Origin of the sequence: Ningiella algicola, assembly GCF_028401415.2 — a bacterium.
Lineage (GTDB): Bacteria > Pseudomonadota > Gammaproteobacteria > Enterobacterales > Alteromonadaceae > Glaciecola.
On sequence record NZ_CP171821.2, the window covers coordinates 4,694,540 to 4,712,965 of the forward strand.

Consider the following 18,426-nt stretch of genomic DNA (forward strand, 5'->3'; position numbering starts at 1 on the left):
TCAATTGCCACTTCCATTGTCGTTCTGCCAACTGCTATTTGAACGAGATACCTTGCTCACGACACCAGGCAATAGGATTCTGCTTAACTGAAGATAGCCGCTGATGATCGCGGATACAAGTTTATCGCGAGAAGTCCTTGCACTATTGCGTATAGCACAAGCATGGATGGGGACCTACACTGGATTGCTTCAAGTATCATTTTTAACGCACAGCATTGTAAAAGGGCGATTAGTTATGACATCAAAAAAAACCGAAAAGCAGCTTAAATCAACTTATCAAGCCATGCTCGATGCGCTTGAGGAATTTGTAGAGAAGGAAGGAAAAACCTTAAAAGATGCTTTCCACGGGGCAGAGAAAAAGCTTGAAGAAGCGGCTGAGCACAGCAAAGAAAGCATTCAACACGCCAGCGATAGTTTAAAAGCGCATTCTGATGCCGAACATGAACACGAAAAGACCATGCGCAAGGCTTACGCAGTTGTTTTATACTTTAGTGGAACGAACGCGAAATGGGTTTGGCACCTTAGCGATGTTTAGGCACTAAATAACGCGCCCTTTGGGTGTCAGTTAAATTGAAGGAAATATCAGTCACAAAGTAGGCCCATGTGTCTGCGTTGTCGATGGCCTGTTTTGCACTTATCCCCGTGTTTGATGGCTTTAAGCCTTGCCATCCATAGCTGTGGTCTTTTGTTTTGAGCACACGATGCGAAACCTCATGTATAATCGTTTTTGCACAGTGCCATTCAGCGGGTTTTCCGTCGTGTGCTTCAAAATCATTTTTAATGTATAAAACATCCATTTTTTCATAAGGGTATACGAAGCCAGCTACGCCAGCTGGCAAAGCAGTAGTGTTACCGAACTTTGGATGATAGGAAAATATTAAGGTATTGCTGTTGAGTAAATTGATCATCTTCTGCAGACCAATGTTTACCTTCTGCATTATGTTTCGTTTAGCGGCTTTCTTGACTCTTTGATCGTTTCCTAAAAACCAATTAGCCACTGTAACGTCTTTATATATGCCACCGGTAGCCAGCGCATTGTTGCACCACTGCATTGCTAACTCGGATGCGCTGCCAATAATATCTCGTTGCTCCAAAGTGAAATACTCATCACGTTGATTAAGCTTATCAATCATTCTTGTGGGGTCACTTTTGAGTGCAGCATATACCCAACTTTGATTAGACACAGGCGGTGAATACACCCACACGCCTTGAGCTCCTCTTTTGCGAACAAAATAGAGGTGATAGAGCATTTTCAATGCGCCTGCCCGACTTAAATTAAATGCGTATGGTGAAGGCATGCGTTGCCGTGCTTTTGCTGCATCATTTACCGACGCGATTAGCGCACCTAGATTAATTCGCGAGAAGATAACTTCGTCGTTTAGCTTATTGCGAAGTTTTGCGAGCGCTTGCTCATGAGCATGATCAAGTTTTTTTGCTGAAAGTAAGAGTTGCATGGTGCAATCGGTTTTCAGCACATGTTGCCAATTTATCTCTCTTCCGTTCGCTTGCGTTTTATGCCAGCGTTTTTTTGATATTGTTTTTCGTGTTTTTTCATAAACCTCTGAAAAGTGTAACATCGGTTGCATAAGTGACCCTGCGCATAGCACGCAATAAAAAGTTGACTATATAAATCGATGTACGACGCGATGCGGGCTTGTGGGTGCATAAAAGACGGTTAAAAAGATAAAAGCTCTACTAGCATCGATGCTATGCACGGTGATGATATCGGAATTAAGATTGGGATTTATAGGACCCTCGGCAACGCGCCGCCCAAAAGTTTCTGAATGCCGCTTAAAGAAGTTCTGTGAATTTCTGCTTTTCAAAATTGGAGGATTAGAAAAACAAACAGTGTCTTTATCGAATCAATTGTCTTTTGTCTGAGACGACAAGCCAAAGACACGATAAAAATATTGATGTATCAGATAGCTTAGTGACATGAACATCGGCGCAGCGATGATGTAACCAGCAACTATAATAGGAGAAATATAACCTTCCAACGTTGCAAGCTCCCATTTGTATAGGCAATACATAGCCAGATATGGGTGGCTTAGAATAACTACAAGCACCAACATCGAGTTTCGCTTCCGGAATAGCCAAGACACCAATAGCGAAACAATCAACATAATAATTATCGAAAACATTGTACTAAACTTCCTCCAGTCAGCGGTTTTCCAAAACTGTTTGTAACCCACCGGATGCTTCGTTTGCATAAATTCTGAGATGATGACGTCAAAGACGATGTTGTAAGGTGACCCTCCCATTTAAAGCTACTAAAAATGAGTGGGTTACAGAAATAGTTCATCGATAGATGCTTGTCTTGCTTTGTTCCCTGCTTTTTTTCTATATTTACGTTGGTTAGATGCCTACCTTTTTACGTTTCCGGCGTTTTGTTCTGAATTCGCTAGCGTCATTAATTAAAAAAGGATGAATGTCAATGAACAGAGCAACGGTAACTGCAATATGCTCAACGGTCGTTTCTTCTATCTTAATTATCGGCACTTTATTTTCTTTCCACAAGGGATATATTTGCAGTGCTGAGTTAGAACCTAAATAAGGTAAAGCGACCTTAGGAGCCTGTGATGTCGATATCTAATACTTATATATAGTTGTTTTTTGCTGGTTTATTGATCACTCAGTCTATAAATGGTTCTTATGCCAATGTCGGTGCAGAATACTCGACATTGGAAGGCGAGGTCTACTCGTTTGAAGACAATGCCACTACAATACGAATGAATACTTCGTATGTAAAAGTTTTACGATGTGATTTCGGTCAGTTCTGCATTGAATTTGACGACACTAGGATTAGTATCCCAAGAAACAAAGTTTTAGACAGTGTTGAAACGAACTCCTTATTTAAGCATCATGCATTTTCAGACAAGCGTTACGTTCAGGTCTTAGAATTGAAGGAGATGAGGTTTTTCAACCAAGAATTCAAAGGATACCTTATAAAGTAACCGATCATTTTAGACCGTTCTTTACAACCGTTTGATTTAGGCATAGTCAGGCATATTAGCGCTGCACCACTAGACCTAAATCAAACGGTTGTAAAGAACGGTCTAAAATGATCGCTTACCCTTTGAAAACGCACGCTGTGTCACCTTTGGCAGTTTAAATGCACTATTTGGCATCTCGTCCTTCAAATGAATTTCAAAAAGTGACTGAAGCGACATATCTGTCTTAAGCTCTATAAATTTTTGCAATAGCAAGTATGCTTCGCCAGAGTATGAATGAAAGCTTCCAGGGGTGTGAATGAATTCAATATTGTCAGTTCGGTCATGGTCTCTGGGGTCGCCAGCCCAGTTGGGTAATCCACTTCGATGCATCAAAATAAGTTTAGGTGTTAGCTTTTCAAAATAGCTGGCATTTGAAATTCTAGCGTATTTAAAACCAGCCTCATGTAAGCTTTTATCTATATCAATTACTCCTTTTTCGGTAAGCGCAAAAACAATCCATGCAAAGACAGGTTTTGATAAAGAAGCAGCACACCAAACACTACAGCATTTCTCTAAACCATTTCGTGATAATGAATTTTTCGCCGCTAATAACGGGCGTGCCCGCGTGAAGTGTTCGTTTATTTGGCGTGCCAAGCGCGTCAAGATTGTTCCACACTACGGCCGTTCCCCGCTTTGGCGCTACGCTCAATTTAAGTTGAGGAAAGTATGTTTCCCCACCTGATTCAACATTACTTAAATATACCATAAACGTCCATGAGCGTTGCCCTCCATTTTTTGCATTTAAAGCAAAGCCATCGGTGCCGGGCATGAAAAAATCATAATGCGCTTTGTACTGTTGATTGGCTTGATAGCGTTGAATCTGAATGGATTCTGATCTGACTTGTTTTGCTAAACCTAAGGTTTTTATAATTTTGTGGTCAATGCCCGATATTACATCGCTACTGCCAGGCTCAAAATGGCAAGTCGAAGAGGTTCTAAAGCCACTGCCTGCTTCAGGATTAAGTGTAACAGACGGTTCAAGCCTACCTTTGCCGGCATTAATAATTACTTCACATTCGTCTTGCGACAAAAAATTGTCTAGTTGTAAAACCGTGGCCCTCTTGCCTTCGAGTATTTGCACTTCTTCATTACCCATGATTTTAGGCTTCGCTAGGCTGTTGTAATATGCTCGATCGCGCTCTGGTTTAAAGTCGCGAATATGCTTCTTGTTGAAGAGTGTTGCACTTACCTCAAACGGCCATCCAGATTCAATTAAATGTGCCATTAGCGCGTTAGGATTATCGCCTCTTTTAAGGCCAGTTTTGATTGTATGTTTTATTTGAGCAGGTATCGCAGCCATTGATTAAGTTCCCCATTTTAAAGTCAGGTAATAATCTCAATATCAGCAGGATCTGTGCCAGAAGTTATATTAGAAGTCCATGCCCTATTTAACCTGATGTAGAACTTACTACGCAGCGCAGGCCTTGCACTGAGCAGCAAACGGCACAGCATCAAGGCGTTCGGGGCTGATGTCATTGTGGCATTTCTCGCAAATACCATATAAGTCTCGTGACATCTTAACTAAGGCCCGGTCAATTTGTTCCAGTTCATACAAGGCTTCATTTTTCAGATTTAACAGAACGTCGTCGTTTTGCCCATCAACCACTTGCTCAGAAAACTTTGTGCTACTGGTTCTGCTGTGCAAGTCTTTGTCAATTTTTGAAATTCTTTCGCTCAGCTCTTTCTTAAGGGCTAGCATACGCTCTTTTCTATCTGTCATATGGACACTCCGTTAATCAAAATTATATAGATGCAGTGTAAACCAGATGTAAATAAATGAATTGATTTGCGTCAAGCTATTGTTTAGCTTTTGTATATTTAAAGCATACTCGCCAAAGCATCACAGTCGGTTTGGCTATGGTAATACTGTTATAGCGTATTCGAGATGGCAACTTTGGGGTAGTTGAAAAACGAAGACCAAGGACGTTTCGACTTGTGTAAGTTATCGTACTTTTTGACAGGTGTTTATTGCCAGATGTAAAAGATTCCAATTATAAATGTGGCGCTGGTTTTCTTAAGTCCATGAAAATTAGCTTGATTAAGCTTGGTTCAATGCAAGCATGCAGACACATTCCCTTACATCCTCACATGCAAAATAGATAACTTTTTTAGATTTGTTAGCGACTATAGATATGCGAACTGTCGCAAGACAAAAATCTGGAGAGTGTTATGAACATCATCAAAACCGCATTAGCTACCTCACTAATTACCTTAAGCGCTGCAAGTATTGCGCACTCACCTAAATACGAAGCCAGTGATAATTCCTACGAGAGCCGTCTTTGTGTTGCTGTTACACAAGATAGTAAAGGGAAAATCCGAAATATGATTAAACAGGCACATCCTTCGAGATTTATGAGCGAAGATTATTCAACAGCGGTAAATGGCATCACCTGCAACGGCATCAATATCGCCGATTTTGCGCGCGAGGCAGGCAATGAGAAAGTTGCCAATCGTCTTGATAAGTATCGCGTACGTTATGGCAAAATCTACGACATTGCGCGCACGAAAAACGGAAAGATAATTCGCTCAGAGGGTTAGTGCAAGTCGTGCTTAGTGACAAATAACAAATGCATCTAGAAAACAAAAGGCGCTCATTTTAAGAGCGTCTTTTGTTTAATTTGAATGCTTAGTAGATCAGTGCTGTTTCGGCAATCGAATTCTATCGAAGCCAAATGACGCTGCGAATGTATTGGTAAAAATTACTTCATTTCGCGTTGCATCAAGGGCAATACCATTAGGAAACTCGCCCTCTTTAACAATATCTCTTGCTCTCACGCGTCCATTGTTTCTGATGATGTAAATAAGCTGATCAATAAGGCCTGTCGCAAACAAACGATTATTGGCATAAACCAAGTGGCCGATGGCAAAACCGTCCGGTGAGGGAAACTCGGCCATCAGGATTTGCTCACGTTGAGGCGTAATCTTAATGATCTTTCCATTGTTAAAGTTAGCCACATAAAGATTACCTAAATCATCCATTGTAATTCCGACAGATGTGTCCAATAGACCGCCTTGGGCATAAACTGATACTTCACCGTTTGGCGTAATTTGATAAACTGTATCACCGCCGCCTGCTAGAGAGCCGTACTGAGAGACGTATAAATTATCGTACTCGTCAATCGTGATGCCAGAAGGACCTAAATCGGTAACTGCGAATTCACTTGTTGTGCCGTCGGGCTCAATTTTTGTGATAACAGGCTTATTGAAGTTCGTTACAAATAAATTGCCTGCACTGTCGCTGGTAATATCAATAGGGCCGGCAAGTCCAGTCGCAAACACAGTAATAACGCCTTTATCGTCTACCTTGTAAACATTCGTGCCATCGGCACCATCTGCCGCGTAGCGCGTGCCGTCAGCCGCAACATGCAAACCGTCAAAGCTAAGAAAGGCAATAGGGAGTTTGTTTTTCGCTTGCGCGCCGAGGCATATCAATATAGCCAGTATAAACGTAAGCAATGTTTTTACGATAAGTTGTATTCTGAGCATTGGAATCATCCTTTGAATGAGTTTTATGAAACATGGGTGACCTTTGATCACGACCTCACAGTGAATGACATCGCTCAAAGCGCGCAATAAGACAGGGACAAAATCAATAGCTTTGGTGACTAAACGCCCAATGATGTGGATGAAAGCTAACGCAGAGGAATAAGCGCGAAATTGTTAAGATAAACCCTTGTATTCAAAGGCTTACTTTTTCATACTGAGGGCATGAAAGGACAGAGTGTCACCCCACAAGAGCTAATAAACACTTGGCTAATCTCATTAGGCGTTTGGCTTGTGATTGCCTTTTCGCATTTACTTACCGGTCACTTCGATGCGCTCTCGTATCAGGCCGACAAAACACTTAGTTTGCGTGATTTCTTATATTATGGGTCTGCTTATGCCAGTTGGGCAATATTGTGCACCTTCTTATACGTCGCCCTAAAACGTTTTTTTGATTTGGGGATAAAGCGGCTATTTTTCGCGCTGGGAGTCGTGTCAACGTTCATATGGCTCCCCCTGTTTTTTGTGTACGACGGTGTCGTGTATGCGTATTTTTATGAACTACCCGAGCGTAGCGCTTCCGAAGTACTTGCTCAGACCCCAAAGGCCTTGATATTTCTTTATACCATTTTAGCGCTCTTTTGCTTGGTGGCATGCACAGCGCTCATCGCCTATCAGCGCTCCAAACAAACCGCCATTGACGCATTAGCGTTGGCGCAAAAAGACGCTGAAAATGCCCTGGTGCTATCGCAACAGAAGCTTCAGCTTTTGCAGTCGCAACTGAGCCCGCATTTTTTGTTCAATTGCCTAAGCGCAATCAGCGCGCTCGTGAGAACGGACGATAAAGACAAATTACTGTCAAGCGTGAGCAGAGTAGGCACCTTACTTCGCTATGCAACAAAAGCAAGTAAGGAGCCGATGGTAATGCTGAACGATGAACTGGAATTTGTGAATGACTATGTTGCCTTACAAAGCCTGCGGTTTGCAGAGCGCTTTATATTTGATTTAAAGCTCGATATTCAAACCAATAACCAGTTGGTGATCCCCTTGCTTTTGCAACCTTTAATTGAAAATACCTTCAAGCATGGTGTTGCTCACACGCAAGAGCAGGTGAGCATAGGATTAGTCATTAGCGAAATACACAGCGAACAAGGTAAGTATTTAAATATCGAAGTGCGAAATACGTACCCATGTGGCAGTAGCGATGGCGGGGGTTCAAGTATTGAAAATCTTCATGACAGACTAAACATCGCTTATCCATCCCAGCACACTATCAGCACATCGGGTGATGAGGATGTGTTTATCCTCAAGCTTTGTATTCCGGTCACCGAGTATAAACGATATGACTAGTCTTAATGTGATGATTGTGGACGATGAGGCGCACTGTCGTTTGAATTTACGAGAGTCTGTGGCGCAGCATACATCGTGGAATATTGTCGGAGAATACAAAGATGCGATTAACTTGCTAAAGAATATCGCGGAACTTACGCAAACAACTAGCGTTGATTTGGTCTTTTTAGATATTTCTATGCCTCAGCTTTCAGGCATAGAAGCCGCGATGCAAATCGTCAATTTAAGCAAACCACCTATGATTGTATTTGTCACCGCGTTTGATGACTACGCTATCGATGCATTTGAGATATGTGCCTGCGACTACCTACTTAAACCTTTTGACACTGAGCGATTTAAAAAATGTGCAAAGCGGGTAAATGAATTGTTCGCGCAACAAAGCAGGTATCAACAGGGCTTAGATGTGCTAAGCGGAAAAGAATATTTATCGCGCATTGTCATAAAGTCGATGACTTCGGTACGCGCAATCCCCACAAAAAACGTTCACTATCTAGCCTCAGCGGGTAACTACGTTGAAATTTATCACGATGACGGATGCGACTTGCTTCGAAGTAGCTTAAGTCAGCTGTTTTCTTATTTAGATCCCGATGAGTTTTGTCAAATTCACCGCCAGATTGTCGTGAAGTTTACTCAAGCGAAAGAGCTTGTCACCACGCCTGAAGGCAAGCATCAGCTAATACTATTGAGCGGCAAATCAGTGCCCGTCGGAGACACCTTCAGAGCTGACTTTTTGCAGCAATGGCTGGCCAGTCCTGTTCAATAAAACCACTGCGGTAAAACTTGCCGTAACAATCGGTTGACGCAAAGCATTTTTTCACCAATGATGATGCTTCTATTGTCAAAAAGCTGTGCAGCGATACACTTACAAACACTTGCACTCATCAGTAATAACGAGGTCACAATGGCGCTAAACCCAGAACAGACACAAGAGCTTAATCTTATTCTAAAGTTTCCAAATAAAAGCTTAATGCAAGGCCTCAAAGTGCATAAAGATGCTGCTCCCGAAGTCGTTGCCGCGGCTGAGCGTCTGTACGCTAAAGGCATTGTGCAACAGCCGGACGGTGGTTACTTGACTGATTTAGGACATGATTTGCTGGAGCATGCACAGATTATTCAATCCGCGCTTACGTCCAAATAAATGAACAGCTAAATTTAGACATGCTGCACTTTCCGTTTTCTGTAAAGCGCGCGGCGCGTTAAATTCCTTATTTCTGAGGTTTATCATAATGCTGCGATTTCTTTGAATTTAAAAAGTGCATTCTGCAAAAGCGTCAGTTGGAATTTTCCACACTAAGAACAAGTATCTTGGCTGAAGGGAGTTCAACGCATTTTAATGTAAAGGTTGGCTCACGCTCTGATCGTTAGCCGCAACTCATGGTGCGGTTGTTACGTGACATCCCAGAGTTGCAATGTTTACCTTTTGATTAGTCGTATGACCAGTAGTGTAATGAACGTGACAAACAGCATAGCCAAGTACACAAGAACCACTCCGATGATATGCAACGGTATATCCTTCACTAGTTGATCAGGGCCATCATAAGTAATCTTAAAAAAATATGAGAGCAAGATAGAGCTTATACCGCAAGCTAGCAAACTGGACTTCCATGGAAATGCTTTGTGGAAGTACCCTGATAACGCCAAAGCAATTATGACGCCTACTACACCAGTAATGATCACATTTTCATTCGGCATTTTGCACACCTTCAAAATTTAACCCAATAAGTGCATCCCCCTCAGAGGCGGCCCCAGTGAAGTCTGCAATCATGCACCCCAAGCCTCTGCCGCCACCAGGAGATATTGAACCGCTGCCACCGTCACCTGCAGGCTCTATTGGCTTACCGTTGCGTCAGGGAAAGTAACGACGCCAGTTTGTGCATAAAAAATATACAACGCAGAGTTAGATTAGTTTAAAGTCCAACTATTGGTCAATGCGCTTACATGACTTTCATAAAAGATTAAATCGATCAATTATTAATCAATTTTTCGATGTTAACTTGAGGCTTTACATCAATTTTCTGTTAGGGAACTGTGAAAACAGATTTAGTCAATAAAACGGCGAAGAGGATGTTAATAGAATAAACGTTTAGACGTCTAGACGTTTATCTTGACTTTTATCGATATTCCTACAAAATAACAGGCATGTTTATTTCAATGGCGATTTTTGGTGCCAATTAGCTTGCTATGCCAATAAAAGTACCCGCTGAATTACCGGCTTTGGATGGTCTGTCTGCAGAGAATATCTTTGCGATGGATACTCAGCGTGCTCAGGCGCAAAATATTCGTGCGCTCAATGTGGGTATTTTGAATCTTATGCCAAACAAAATTGAAACCGAGCTTCAAATTCTGCGTTTGCTTTCAAATACGCCTTTGCAAATCAATATTGATCTCATCCGCATTGATGAGACTGCGCCTAAAAACACACCGGCGTCTCACATGAACTCCTTTTATCACTCCTTTTCGCAAGTGCGCGACAAAAAGTACGATGGCTTGATTATCACTGGCGCACCACTTGGAAACATTGAATACGAAGATGTGAAGTACTGGGATAAGATGACGGAGCTGATGGATTGGAGCAGACGCCACGTGCAATCTACCATCTTTCTGTGTTGGGCAGCCCATGCGGCCATGTATCATTATTATGGTGTACAGCGCGAGTTGAGAGATGCCAAACTTTCAGGCGTATTTGAACATAAGGTCTTAGATGAACATGACGAACTGATGCGCGGTTTCGATCCCTACTTTTGGGCGCCACATTCCCGCGTTGCCGAAATTCCGGTCAGTTCATACGAAGCGGTTAAAGGTTTGCGCGTGCTCGCAAAATCAGATGAGGCTGGCGTTTACATTGCTGCCAGCGACGATAAACGGCTTGTGTATGTAACAGGGCACCCGGAGTATGATCCAAATACCCTTGACCAAGAATATCGGCGCGACACAAAGGCAGGTATTGCACCATCGATACCGGCAAATTATTACAAACATGACGACCCGTCAGAGCCGGTTATGATGCGCTGGAAATCTCATGGGAACCTATTTTTTACCAACTGGTTGAACTATTACGTTTATCAAACCACCCCTTACGATTTGAACGAGCTTAGCTCATAATTTTGAATGTTTAATTATCTGCCGCTCTCGCATTAAGGAGTTCGAATTGGCCGACATTGCTAAAAAAATTCAATCCATTGCTGTTGAGCGTATTTTGGTGCTCGATGGCGCTATGGGCACCATGATCCAAGATCATAAGCTGGAAGAAGCAGACTATCGAGGCGAGCAGTTCAAAGACTGGCACAGCGACTTAAAAGGCAACAATGATTTACTCTCAGTCACTCAACCAGAGCTCATCAAAAACATCCATTTGGATTATTTGAATGCGGGCGCCGATATTATCGAAACTAATACCTTCAACGCCACGGCCATTTCGATGGCTGACTACGATATGCAGGATTTTGTTGAACAAATTAATCTGGCCGCAGCAAGCTTAGCGCGAGAGGCTGCGGATGAAATTACTGCAAAAAATCCCGATAAGCCGCGGTTTGTGGCCGGTGTATTGGGTCCAACCAGCCGAACTGCTTCAATATCGCCCGATGTAAATGATCCGGGCAAACGTAATGTTGATTTTGATGAACTCGTTGAAACTTACAAAGAGGCTACACGAGCTTTAGTAAGAGGCAAAGTCGATATTATTATGCTTGAGACGATTTTCGACACGCTAAATGCCAAAGCCGCCGCTTTTGCTGTTGATGTCGTTTTTGAAGAGCTTGGTTTTAAGTTACCGGTGATGGTGTCAGGCACCATCACAGACGCATCAGGGCGCACTTTGTCGGGTCAAACAACCGAAGCCTTCTATTACTCTTTGCGCCACACAAAGCCTGTATCCTTCGGACTCAATTGCGCCCTTGGCCCTGACTTGCTGCGTCAATACGTTGCTGAGTTATCGCGGGTATCTGAGTGTTTGGTATCTGCCCACCCCAATGCTGGCTTGCCTAACGAGTTTGGTGAGTATGATATGCAAGCGGATGAAATGGCAGAGCATATCGAAGAATGGGCAAAATCAGGTTTGGTAAATATTGTAGGCGGGTGCTGCGGTAGCACACCCGAGCATATAAAAGCCATAAGCGACGTTGTGAGTAAGGCTACACCAAGAAAGCTTCCCACAATAGATATCAAGCTCAGGCTCTCGGGTCTAGAGCCTTTTGTGCATTAATCATAAACCTAACAAAGAGACTAGCTAAGTGAGCAGTGAATTTTCGACTTTTGTGAATGTGGGTGAGCGAACCAACGTTACGGGTTCGGCCATGTTTAAACGCCTCATATTGTCAGAAGACTACGAAGCGGCTTTAGATGTGGCGCGTCAGCAAGTTGAAAATGGCGCGCAGGTTGTCGACATCAATATGGACGAGGCCATGCTGGACTCTGAGGCTGCCATGGTGCGCTTTTTAAACCTTATTGCATCAGAGCCTGATATTTCACGTGTGCCTATTATGATTGATTCCTCAAAATGGACCGTGATCGAAGCGGGCTTAAAATGCGTTCAGGGCAAAGCGATTGTGAACTCGATTAGCTTGAAAGAAGGCGAAGAGCAATTTTTGGAGCAGGCCAAAAAGATCCAGCGATATGGCGCAGCCACAGTGGTAATGGCTTTTGATGAAAAAGGCCAGGCCGACACGCAAGCGCGCAAATTTGAGATTTGTAAGCGCAGTTACGATTTACTGCTCAATAAGCTCAATTTTCCGCCAGAAGATATTATTTTTGACCCCAATATTTTTGCGGTGGCTACCGGCATAGAAGAGCACAACAATTATGCTGTCGATTTTATAGAGGCAACGCGCCAAATTCGCCAAGAACTGCCGCATTGTCATGTGTCTGGCGGCTTATCCAACATATCCTTCTCCTTTCGCGGAAATAATCCAGTGAGGGAAGCGATGCACTCAGTGTTCTTATATCATGCTATTCGAGCCGGTATGGACATGGGGATCGTAAATGCCGGGCAGTTAGAAGTGTATGATGAAATACCGCAAGAATTAAAAGAAGCGGTTGAAGATGTGATCCTCAATCGAAGTGAGCATGCAACTGACCGACTGCTTGAGCTCGCGCCAAAATACCAGGGCGATGGCAAAGCGGCCGCGGTGGAAGACTTAAGCTGGCGAGAGCATGACGTGAATAAACGCTTAGAACATGCGCTGGTTAAGGGGATTACCGAATACATTATTGATGATACTGAAGAAGCTCGCTTACAAGCCGAACGTCCGCTGCACGTAATTGAAGGTCCACTTATGGACGGCATGAATGTAGTAGGGGACTTGTTCGGTGAAGGTAAAATGTTCCTGCCTCAGGTAGTAAAATCGGCGCGCGTGATGAAAAAAGCGGTAGCGCATTTACAGCCTTTTATTGAAGCAGAAAAGACTGAAGACAGTCGCTCTAACGGCAAAATTATCATGGCGACGGTAAAAGGCGATGTGCATGACATTGGCAAGAACATCGTTGGCGTGGTCTTACAATGCAACAACTTTGAGGTGGTCGATTTAGGCGTAATGGTGCCAGCGGCTAAGATTATTCAAACGGCGCTAGATGAAAAGGCCGATATGATTGGGCTTTCTGGGCTTATCACGCCATCGCTAGATGAAATGGTGAACGTGGCAACAGAGATGCAGCGCTTAGGACTCGACCTACCTTTACTAATTGGGGGAGCGACCACTTCAAAGGCGCACACTGCGGTGAAAATTGAGCACAATTACGAGCACCCTGTTGTGTATGTACCGAATGCTAGTCGCGCAGTTGGCGTGTGCCAAAAGCTGATTTCCAAAGAGCATCGACCAGCGTATGCCAAAGCAATATCGGCTGAGTACGAAAAAGTCCGTGAGCAACACGCGCGAAAAAAACCGCGCACAAAAGCCATCAGTTTTGAACAAGCTAGGGAAAACCGCTTCACCTGTGACTGGGAAAACTACGCAATCCCAACGCCCAATTTTACAGGCGTAAAAACCATTTCTGTAGATTTGAATACGCTCAGACCCTACATTGATTGGACGCCCTTCTTTTTAACCTGGTCACTCGCGGGTAAGTATCCTCGAATATTGAAAGACGAAGTAGTCGGTGAAGAAGCGACAAGTTTATTTAAAGATGCCAACCACATGCTTGATGAAATTATTCGAGGTGCCAAGCTTCAAGCCAAGGGGCGTGTAGGGATTTTCCCTGCCAACAGCATGCATGAAGACATCAAGATTTACGATCCCAAAGATAACAAGAAGCTGATTGGTATAGCGCATCATTGTCGTCAGCAAACCGAAAAGCCAAAGGGCTTCAATTACTGCTTAAGTGATTATATTCTGCCCGAGGGTGTCGCAAGCACCAGTGAAACTGACTTTATAGGTGCATTTGCCGTAACGGCAGGAATTGGGGAAGACGAACTAGCCAAGGCATACGAACAAGCCGGTGACGACTACAATGCGATTATGAGCAAGGCACTTGCAGACCGACTAGCAGAAGCTTTTGCAGAATATTTGCACGAGCGCGTGCGCAAAGAGCTGTGGGGCTACGCAAAGGACGAAAGCTTGGACAACAATGCCTTAATTGGCGAAAAATACCGGGGCATTCGACCGGCGCCTGGTTACGCAGCGTGCCCTGAACACACGGAAAAACAGCTCATATGGGATTTGCTGGACGTCGAAAACACCATCGGGATGAAGCTTACCGAATCTTATGCCATGTGGCCGGGCGCGGCGGTGTCAGGATGGTACTTTGCGCATCCTGATTCGCGCTATTTTGCCGTCGCTAAAATTCAGCAAGACCAGTTAGAGGATTATGCAAAGCGTAAATCATGGGCAGTAGAAGAGGCCCAAAAATGGCTGATGCCGAATTTGCAGGATTAGGGCAAGATGAGCAATACAGACGAAGATATACCGTACTCTCAAGCATGTGAAAATAATAAAGCGCCGATTTTAAACGTGCTATCGGAAGCATTTGCCAAAACCAATCACGTGCTTGAAATTGGGTCTGGTACCGGACAGCACGCGGTGCACTTTGCCAAACACTTGCCTCACTTGATATGGCAGACGGCAGACCAGCTTGAGTACCACTCAGGTATTCAATATTGGATAGAGAAACACCCTTGTGCAAACTTAAAAGCTCCATTGCCTTTGCAGATCCCACTCGATGATTTTCCAAATGACAACTACGATGGTTTCTTCAGCGCCAATACTGCTCACATTATGCAAAAATCTGAAATTCAGCATTTGATGAAGCTTATAGAAAAACGCTTGCCACAAAACGGTGTATTTTGTCAGTACGGACCATTCAAGCAAGAAGGGAAGTTCAGTAGCCAGAGCAACAAGGAGTTTCATGAAAGTTTGTTAGCGCGAGGCTTTGGTGGATATCGTGATATATCTGAGTTACAAATATGGGCCTCCAAGTTATCATTGACTCAAATAATTGAGATGCCGGCGAACAATCTGATGTTGATATGGAAACGTGCTTAATTCAGACAAATAGCGTTAATAAATCTAAGCGCATAGCTAATTTGACACCGCGTGCTGACAACACGATATCGTTTTAGAGGGTCGTTATGAATACTAAATTTAAACTTATATTTAAACGGGTAAGCCTGTTTGTTCTTGTATGCATCTTTTTTAGCCTAAACAACGCAGTGGGACAAAGCCTAGAAAACTTCATAGATGGACCGGCAATTAAGGGATTTGGGAAGCACGCAACTGTTGAAGGTGCTTCAGTAAATGAAAATACTACGCTGAAAGTCGCTTTTGACGTCGGTAAAGCCGCCGAGGGTGGCGAAGTAAACCGCCGATTCGACAGCCTTGCACGGTTTATAAACATGCATGTTGCTGCTGGCGTCCCGATTGAAAATATAGCATTAGCGCTAGTGGTTCACGGTCGAGCCAGCTTAGACTTACTTGATAATCCCACCTATAAAAATGTGCATGAAAAAGACAACCCAAACAAAGCGCTTATACAAGCGTTAATAGCGAACAATGTCCGCGTAATCCTCTGCGGACAAACCGCTGCGGCGTATGAAATTAGTGCATCACAGTTGATTGAAGGTAGTGAAGTAGAGCTATCTGCAATGACTGCGCATGCATTGCTTCAACAACAAGGGTATACACTTAATCCGTTTTAGTCTGCATGTAATCACTTCGTTTTAACATTTCAGCAAATCGTCTACACAGATGTAAGTAATAACTAAGGTAATGCACATAAAAAAGGGAGCTTGCAATTGCTCCCTTATGTAAATCACTAAGCGTTTATCGACTCAAGTCTTTATCAGCGTAATCTCTGACCAATTGGTCCATAAACCTTACGCCCCAGCCTTGTGAGCCTTTAGGCGCAACATCAATTTCTGAGCTTAACCAATCAACTCCCGCAATATCTAGATGTACCCAGGGCAAATCCTCATCCACAAAAGTCCCGATAACCGCTGCACCAATACTGGCACCCGGATTGCCAGCACCTGAGTTCTTAATGTCAGCAATGGGTGATTTGATCTGATCAAAATGATTGGGATGCAGCGGCAATGGCCACACGTGCTCGCCAGAGCGTTCACCTACCTGCATGATCTCAGACGAGAAGTCGAAATTACGCGTAACAAGTGCTGCATACTCATCGCTTAACGCGCGTGCCGCAGAGCCTGTGAGCGTTGCGATATTGAGCAGAAGTTTAGGCGAATACTCTTGTTGAGCATAATACACGGTGTCAGAAAGCACTAAACGGCCTTCAGCATCAGTACTGATAATTTCAATGGTCGTGCCTTTCATGGTTTCAAGCACATCCCCTGGGCGAATAGCGTCTTGACTGGGCATGTTTTCAGCCATGCCCATTAAACCCACTACGTTTACCTTATCACCACGATTAGCAATTGCGTGCATCGCACCCGCAACTGCAGCGGCGCCAGAAAGGTCCGCTTTCATTGCCCACATGCCATCATTGTTTTTTAGACTGATACCGCCGGTATCAAAGGTAATGCCTTTACCTGCCAGTACAATGGGTGCGTCGTCTTTCTCGCCAGCCATGTATTCAACAATAATTAGGTTAGGATCGTTAATAGACCCATTGCCCACCCCCAAATGCGCACCCATGTTGAGCTTTTCCATATCATCAACATCCAACACACGCACTTTTATATTGTCGACCCCTTTAAATGTCGCTTTGATTGAGTCTGCAAATACTTCGGGGTAAAGACTTTTACCTGGTTCAGTCGCAAAATCGCGTGCTAAATGAACACCTTGCGCAACATATTTCAGGTCATTGTTGTATAACGCGCTCGCCGAATCGGCATCAGCGTTCACAAAGTTGACTTTCGACTGCCCGTCGTCTTTTACTGATTTATACTTATCAAAGCTGTAATGGCGAAGATGATAGCCCTGGGCAACAAAGGCGCTTGGCGCGTCTATTTCAGTGTTTAAATTATCGATATGAACGGTTGTATCAACATCTTTTTTTGTCGAAGACAAACTCGCGGCAATAACGCCACCTAAGTTTTGCAAGTCAGTTTTTGTTAGGCTGCCATCGTGTTTACTGCCCACCACAAGCACTGACTCAACGCCGGCAATCATTTGCAAATGCAAGGTGCTGCCAGCCTCGCCTGTAAAATCATTTAGCTCAATGAGCTTAGTCAGCTCACCATTAGATGCACGGTTAATAATGGACGCCGCACCGTCCAAATTGTCCACATCATCAATAAATATAACGTGAGATGGTGTGTTGCCAACCGCATCGGAAGAGCTTTGTTTAGAAAATGAGAAATCTGCCGAGGCAAGCACACAGTGGCTAAGACCAAGTGCTGCAAGCGAAACTACAAGCTTAGTTAACTTCATGTAAGTATTTCCTTCGTCGTTTTTATGACGATACCGCCTACTGTTGGCGTAAGGTATCACCGTTTTTTGATTATTTACGCTGGATATATACGATATTAAGACGAAAAAGCTCGAAATGGATTGACTGAATAGTCAGGGGTAAAAAGCACGGTTTTTTTTGATGTTTGAGCAATATTTTAAGCTATTATTTGCAAGAAGCTGATAGCGCCACGAATAAGGATATTCAGCGCAAACCTATAGTTCATGAGCAATACGCCCCGGTGCTTTTTAAAGAAGTGTTTTATAAATGCTTTCTTTTGTATTGCTTAAAACCAGCGACGTACACGCGCTTTATAATTATCGTAGTCACTGCTAAACACTTTAGACAAAACTCGCTCCTCAGGTTTAATTTGAAACGTGTTCATGTACCAAACAAAGAGCGCTGGATAAGGGGCATTGATTGGATTAGCAATAAAAACAAAAACGCCAATTAAGCATATCAGCATACCGACATACATAGGGTTTCTGCTGTATCGGTAAATGCCGGATGTAACCAAAGAAGAGACATTTTCAGTGTTTAAAGGATTCACGGTGGTTTTGTGTATTTTAAACGAAGCCACACCGGCTGTCGCAAGCGCGATCCCAAATGTTATTAAAAGCGTTAGAGCTTCAAGTCTAAACTGAAACTCTATACGCAAATGAGTGAATATTTGGTTTGTTGCAAACATCAGCGCCGAAACTATTGCAACCACTAAGACAGGAGGGATTTTATGTTCGAGCTTCATACGCGTATTCCGATTAAC

The 18,426-nt window shown here is 43.5% G+C and carries 18 protein-coding genes; 10 read left to right on the forward strand and 8 right to left on the reverse strand.

Annotation, left to right across the window (positions count from 1 at the left end; translation table 11 throughout):
* Nucleotides 1–103: 103 nt before the first annotated feature.
* Nucleotides 104–535, forward strand: coding sequence for a hypothetical protein (locus tag PN836_RS20535; protein WP_395342034.1), 432 nt, complete (start codon nucleotides 104–106; stop codon nucleotides 533–535).
* On the opposite strand, the gene PN836_RS20540 is transcribed toward PN836_RS20535, so the two are convergent.
* The 5 genes from PN836_RS20540 to PN836_RS20560 all read right to left on the reverse strand — a co-directional run bounded on the left by PN836_RS20540 (nucleotide 522) and on the right by PN836_RS20560 (nucleotide 4,713).
* Nucleotides 522–1,586, reverse strand: a complete 1,065-nt coding sequence (locus PN836_RS20540) for a M35 family metallo-endopeptidase (RefSeq protein WP_395342037.1) — start codon at nucleotides 1,584–1,586, stop codon at nucleotides 522–524. The two genes, PN836_RS20535 and PN836_RS20540, sit on opposite strands and share 14 nt — an antisense overlap.
* 769 nt (nucleotides 1,587–2,355) lie before the next feature.
* The gene (locus tag PN836_RS20545) at nucleotides 2,356–2,499 is read right to left on the reverse strand and encodes a hypothetical protein (protein WP_395342039.1); all 144 of its coding nucleotides are present in this window, start codon (nucleotides 2,497–2,499) and stop codon (nucleotides 2,356–2,358) included.
* 557 nt (nucleotides 2,500–3,056) lie between these two features.
* A complete protein-coding gene (locus PN836_RS20550; RefSeq protein WP_395342041.1) occupies nucleotides 3,057–3,596 on the reverse strand; it encodes a serine hydrolase in 540 nt (179 codons plus the stop codon).
* Nucleotides 3,493–4,293 (reverse strand): prolyl hydroxylase family protein, encoded by an 801-nt coding sequence (locus PN836_RS20555; RefSeq protein WP_395342043.1) that lies wholly within the window; start codon nucleotides 4,291–4,293, stop codon nucleotides 3,493–3,495. The genes PN836_RS20550 and PN836_RS20555 overlap by 104 nt, the downstream gene beginning before the upstream one ends.
* Nucleotides 4,294–4,401: 108 nt before the next feature.
* Entirely contained in the window at nucleotides 4,402–4,713 is a 312-nt protein-coding gene (locus PN836_RS20560; protein WP_395342045.1) for a TraR/DksA family transcriptional regulator, read from the reverse strand.
* Between the two features lie 449 nt (nucleotides 4,714–5,162).
* On the opposite strand from PN836_RS20560, the gene PN836_RS20565 reads away from it, so the two are divergent.
* A complete protein-coding gene (locus PN836_RS20565; protein WP_395342047.1) occupies nucleotides 5,163–5,531 on the forward strand; it encodes a DUF3718 domain-containing protein in 369 nt (122 codons plus the stop codon).
* Between the two features lie 96 nt (nucleotides 5,532–5,627).
* On the opposite strand, the gene PN836_RS20570 is transcribed toward PN836_RS20565, so the two are convergent.
* Nucleotides 5,628–6,479 carry a hypothetical protein gene (locus PN836_RS20570; protein WP_395342049.1) on the reverse strand — a complete coding sequence of 284 codons (852 nt, stop codon included), beginning with the start codon at nucleotides 6,477–6,479 and terminating at the stop codon, nucleotides 5,628–5,630.
* Between the two features lie 222 nt (nucleotides 6,480–6,701).
* On the opposite strand from PN836_RS20570, the gene PN836_RS20575 reads away from it, so the two are divergent.
* The 8 genes from PN836_RS20575 to PN836_RS20610 all read left to right on the forward strand — a co-directional run bounded on the left by PN836_RS20575 (nucleotide 6,702) and on the right by PN836_RS20610 (nucleotide 15,951).
* Nucleotides 6,702–7,826, forward strand: coding sequence for a sensor histidine kinase (locus tag PN836_RS20575; RefSeq protein WP_395342052.1), 1,125 nt, complete (start codon nucleotides 6,702–6,704; stop codon nucleotides 7,824–7,826).
* Nucleotides 7,819–8,589: a LytR/AlgR family response regulator transcription factor gene (locus tag PN836_RS20580; RefSeq protein WP_395342054.1), complete on the forward strand. Its 771-nt coding sequence runs from the start codon at nucleotides 7,819–7,821 to the stop codon at nucleotides 8,587–8,589. Before PN836_RS20575 ends, PN836_RS20580 begins: the two co-directional genes overlap by 8 nt.
* Nucleotides 8,590–8,727: 138 nt before the next feature.
* On the forward strand, nucleotides 8,728–8,964 hold the full coding sequence (locus PN836_RS20585) for a TIGR02647 family protein (RefSeq protein WP_395345766.1): 237 nt from the start codon (nucleotides 8,728–8,730) through the stop codon (nucleotides 8,962–8,964).
* Nucleotides 8,965–10,007: 1,043 nt separating this feature from the next.
* Entirely contained in the window at nucleotides 10,008–10,928 is a 921-nt protein-coding gene (gene metA / locus PN836_RS20590) for a homoserine O-acetyltransferase MetA (protein ID WP_395342057.1), read from the forward strand.
* 46 nt (nucleotides 10,929–10,974) lie between these two features.
* Nucleotides 10,975–12,027 carry a homocysteine S-methyltransferase family protein gene (locus PN836_RS20595; RefSeq protein WP_395342059.1) on the forward strand — a complete coding sequence of 351 codons (1,053 nt, stop codon included), beginning with the start codon at nucleotides 10,975–10,977 and terminating at the stop codon, nucleotides 12,025–12,027.
* A gap of 28 nt (nucleotides 12,028–12,055) precedes the next feature.
* Nucleotides 12,056–14,692 carry a methionine synthase gene (gene metH, locus PN836_RS20600; protein ID WP_395342062.1) on the forward strand — a complete coding sequence of 879 codons (2,637 nt, stop codon included), beginning with the start codon at nucleotides 12,056–12,058 and terminating at the stop codon, nucleotides 14,690–14,692.
* A 6-nt stretch (nucleotides 14,693–14,698) separates the two neighbouring features.
* Nucleotides 14,699–15,298, forward strand: a complete 600-nt coding sequence (locus PN836_RS20605; protein ID WP_395342065.1) for a DUF938 domain-containing protein — start codon at nucleotides 14,699–14,701, stop codon at nucleotides 15,296–15,298.
* An 86-nt stretch (nucleotides 15,299–15,384) separates the two neighbouring features.
* Entirely contained in the window at nucleotides 15,385–15,951 is a 567-nt protein-coding gene (locus tag PN836_RS20610) for a DsrE family protein (RefSeq protein ID WP_395342067.1), read from the forward strand.
* A 124-nt stretch (nucleotides 15,952–16,075) separates the two neighbouring features.
* Here the strand turns inward: PN836_RS20610 and PN836_RS20615 are convergent, their stop codons facing one another.
* Both PN836_RS20615 and PN836_RS20620 read right to left on the reverse strand, forming a co-directional pair.
* A complete protein-coding gene (locus tag PN836_RS20615) occupies nucleotides 16,076–17,644 on the reverse strand; it encodes a leucyl aminopeptidase family protein (protein ID WP_395342068.1) in 1,569 nt (522 codons plus the stop codon).
* Between the two features lie 305 nt (nucleotides 17,645–17,949).
* Complete coding sequence (locus PN836_RS20620) at nucleotides 17,950–18,408, reverse strand: methyltransferase family protein (protein WP_395342071.1); 459 nt, start codon at nucleotides 18,406–18,408, stop codon at nucleotides 17,950–17,952.
* Nucleotides 18,409–18,426: the final 18 nt, after the last annotated feature.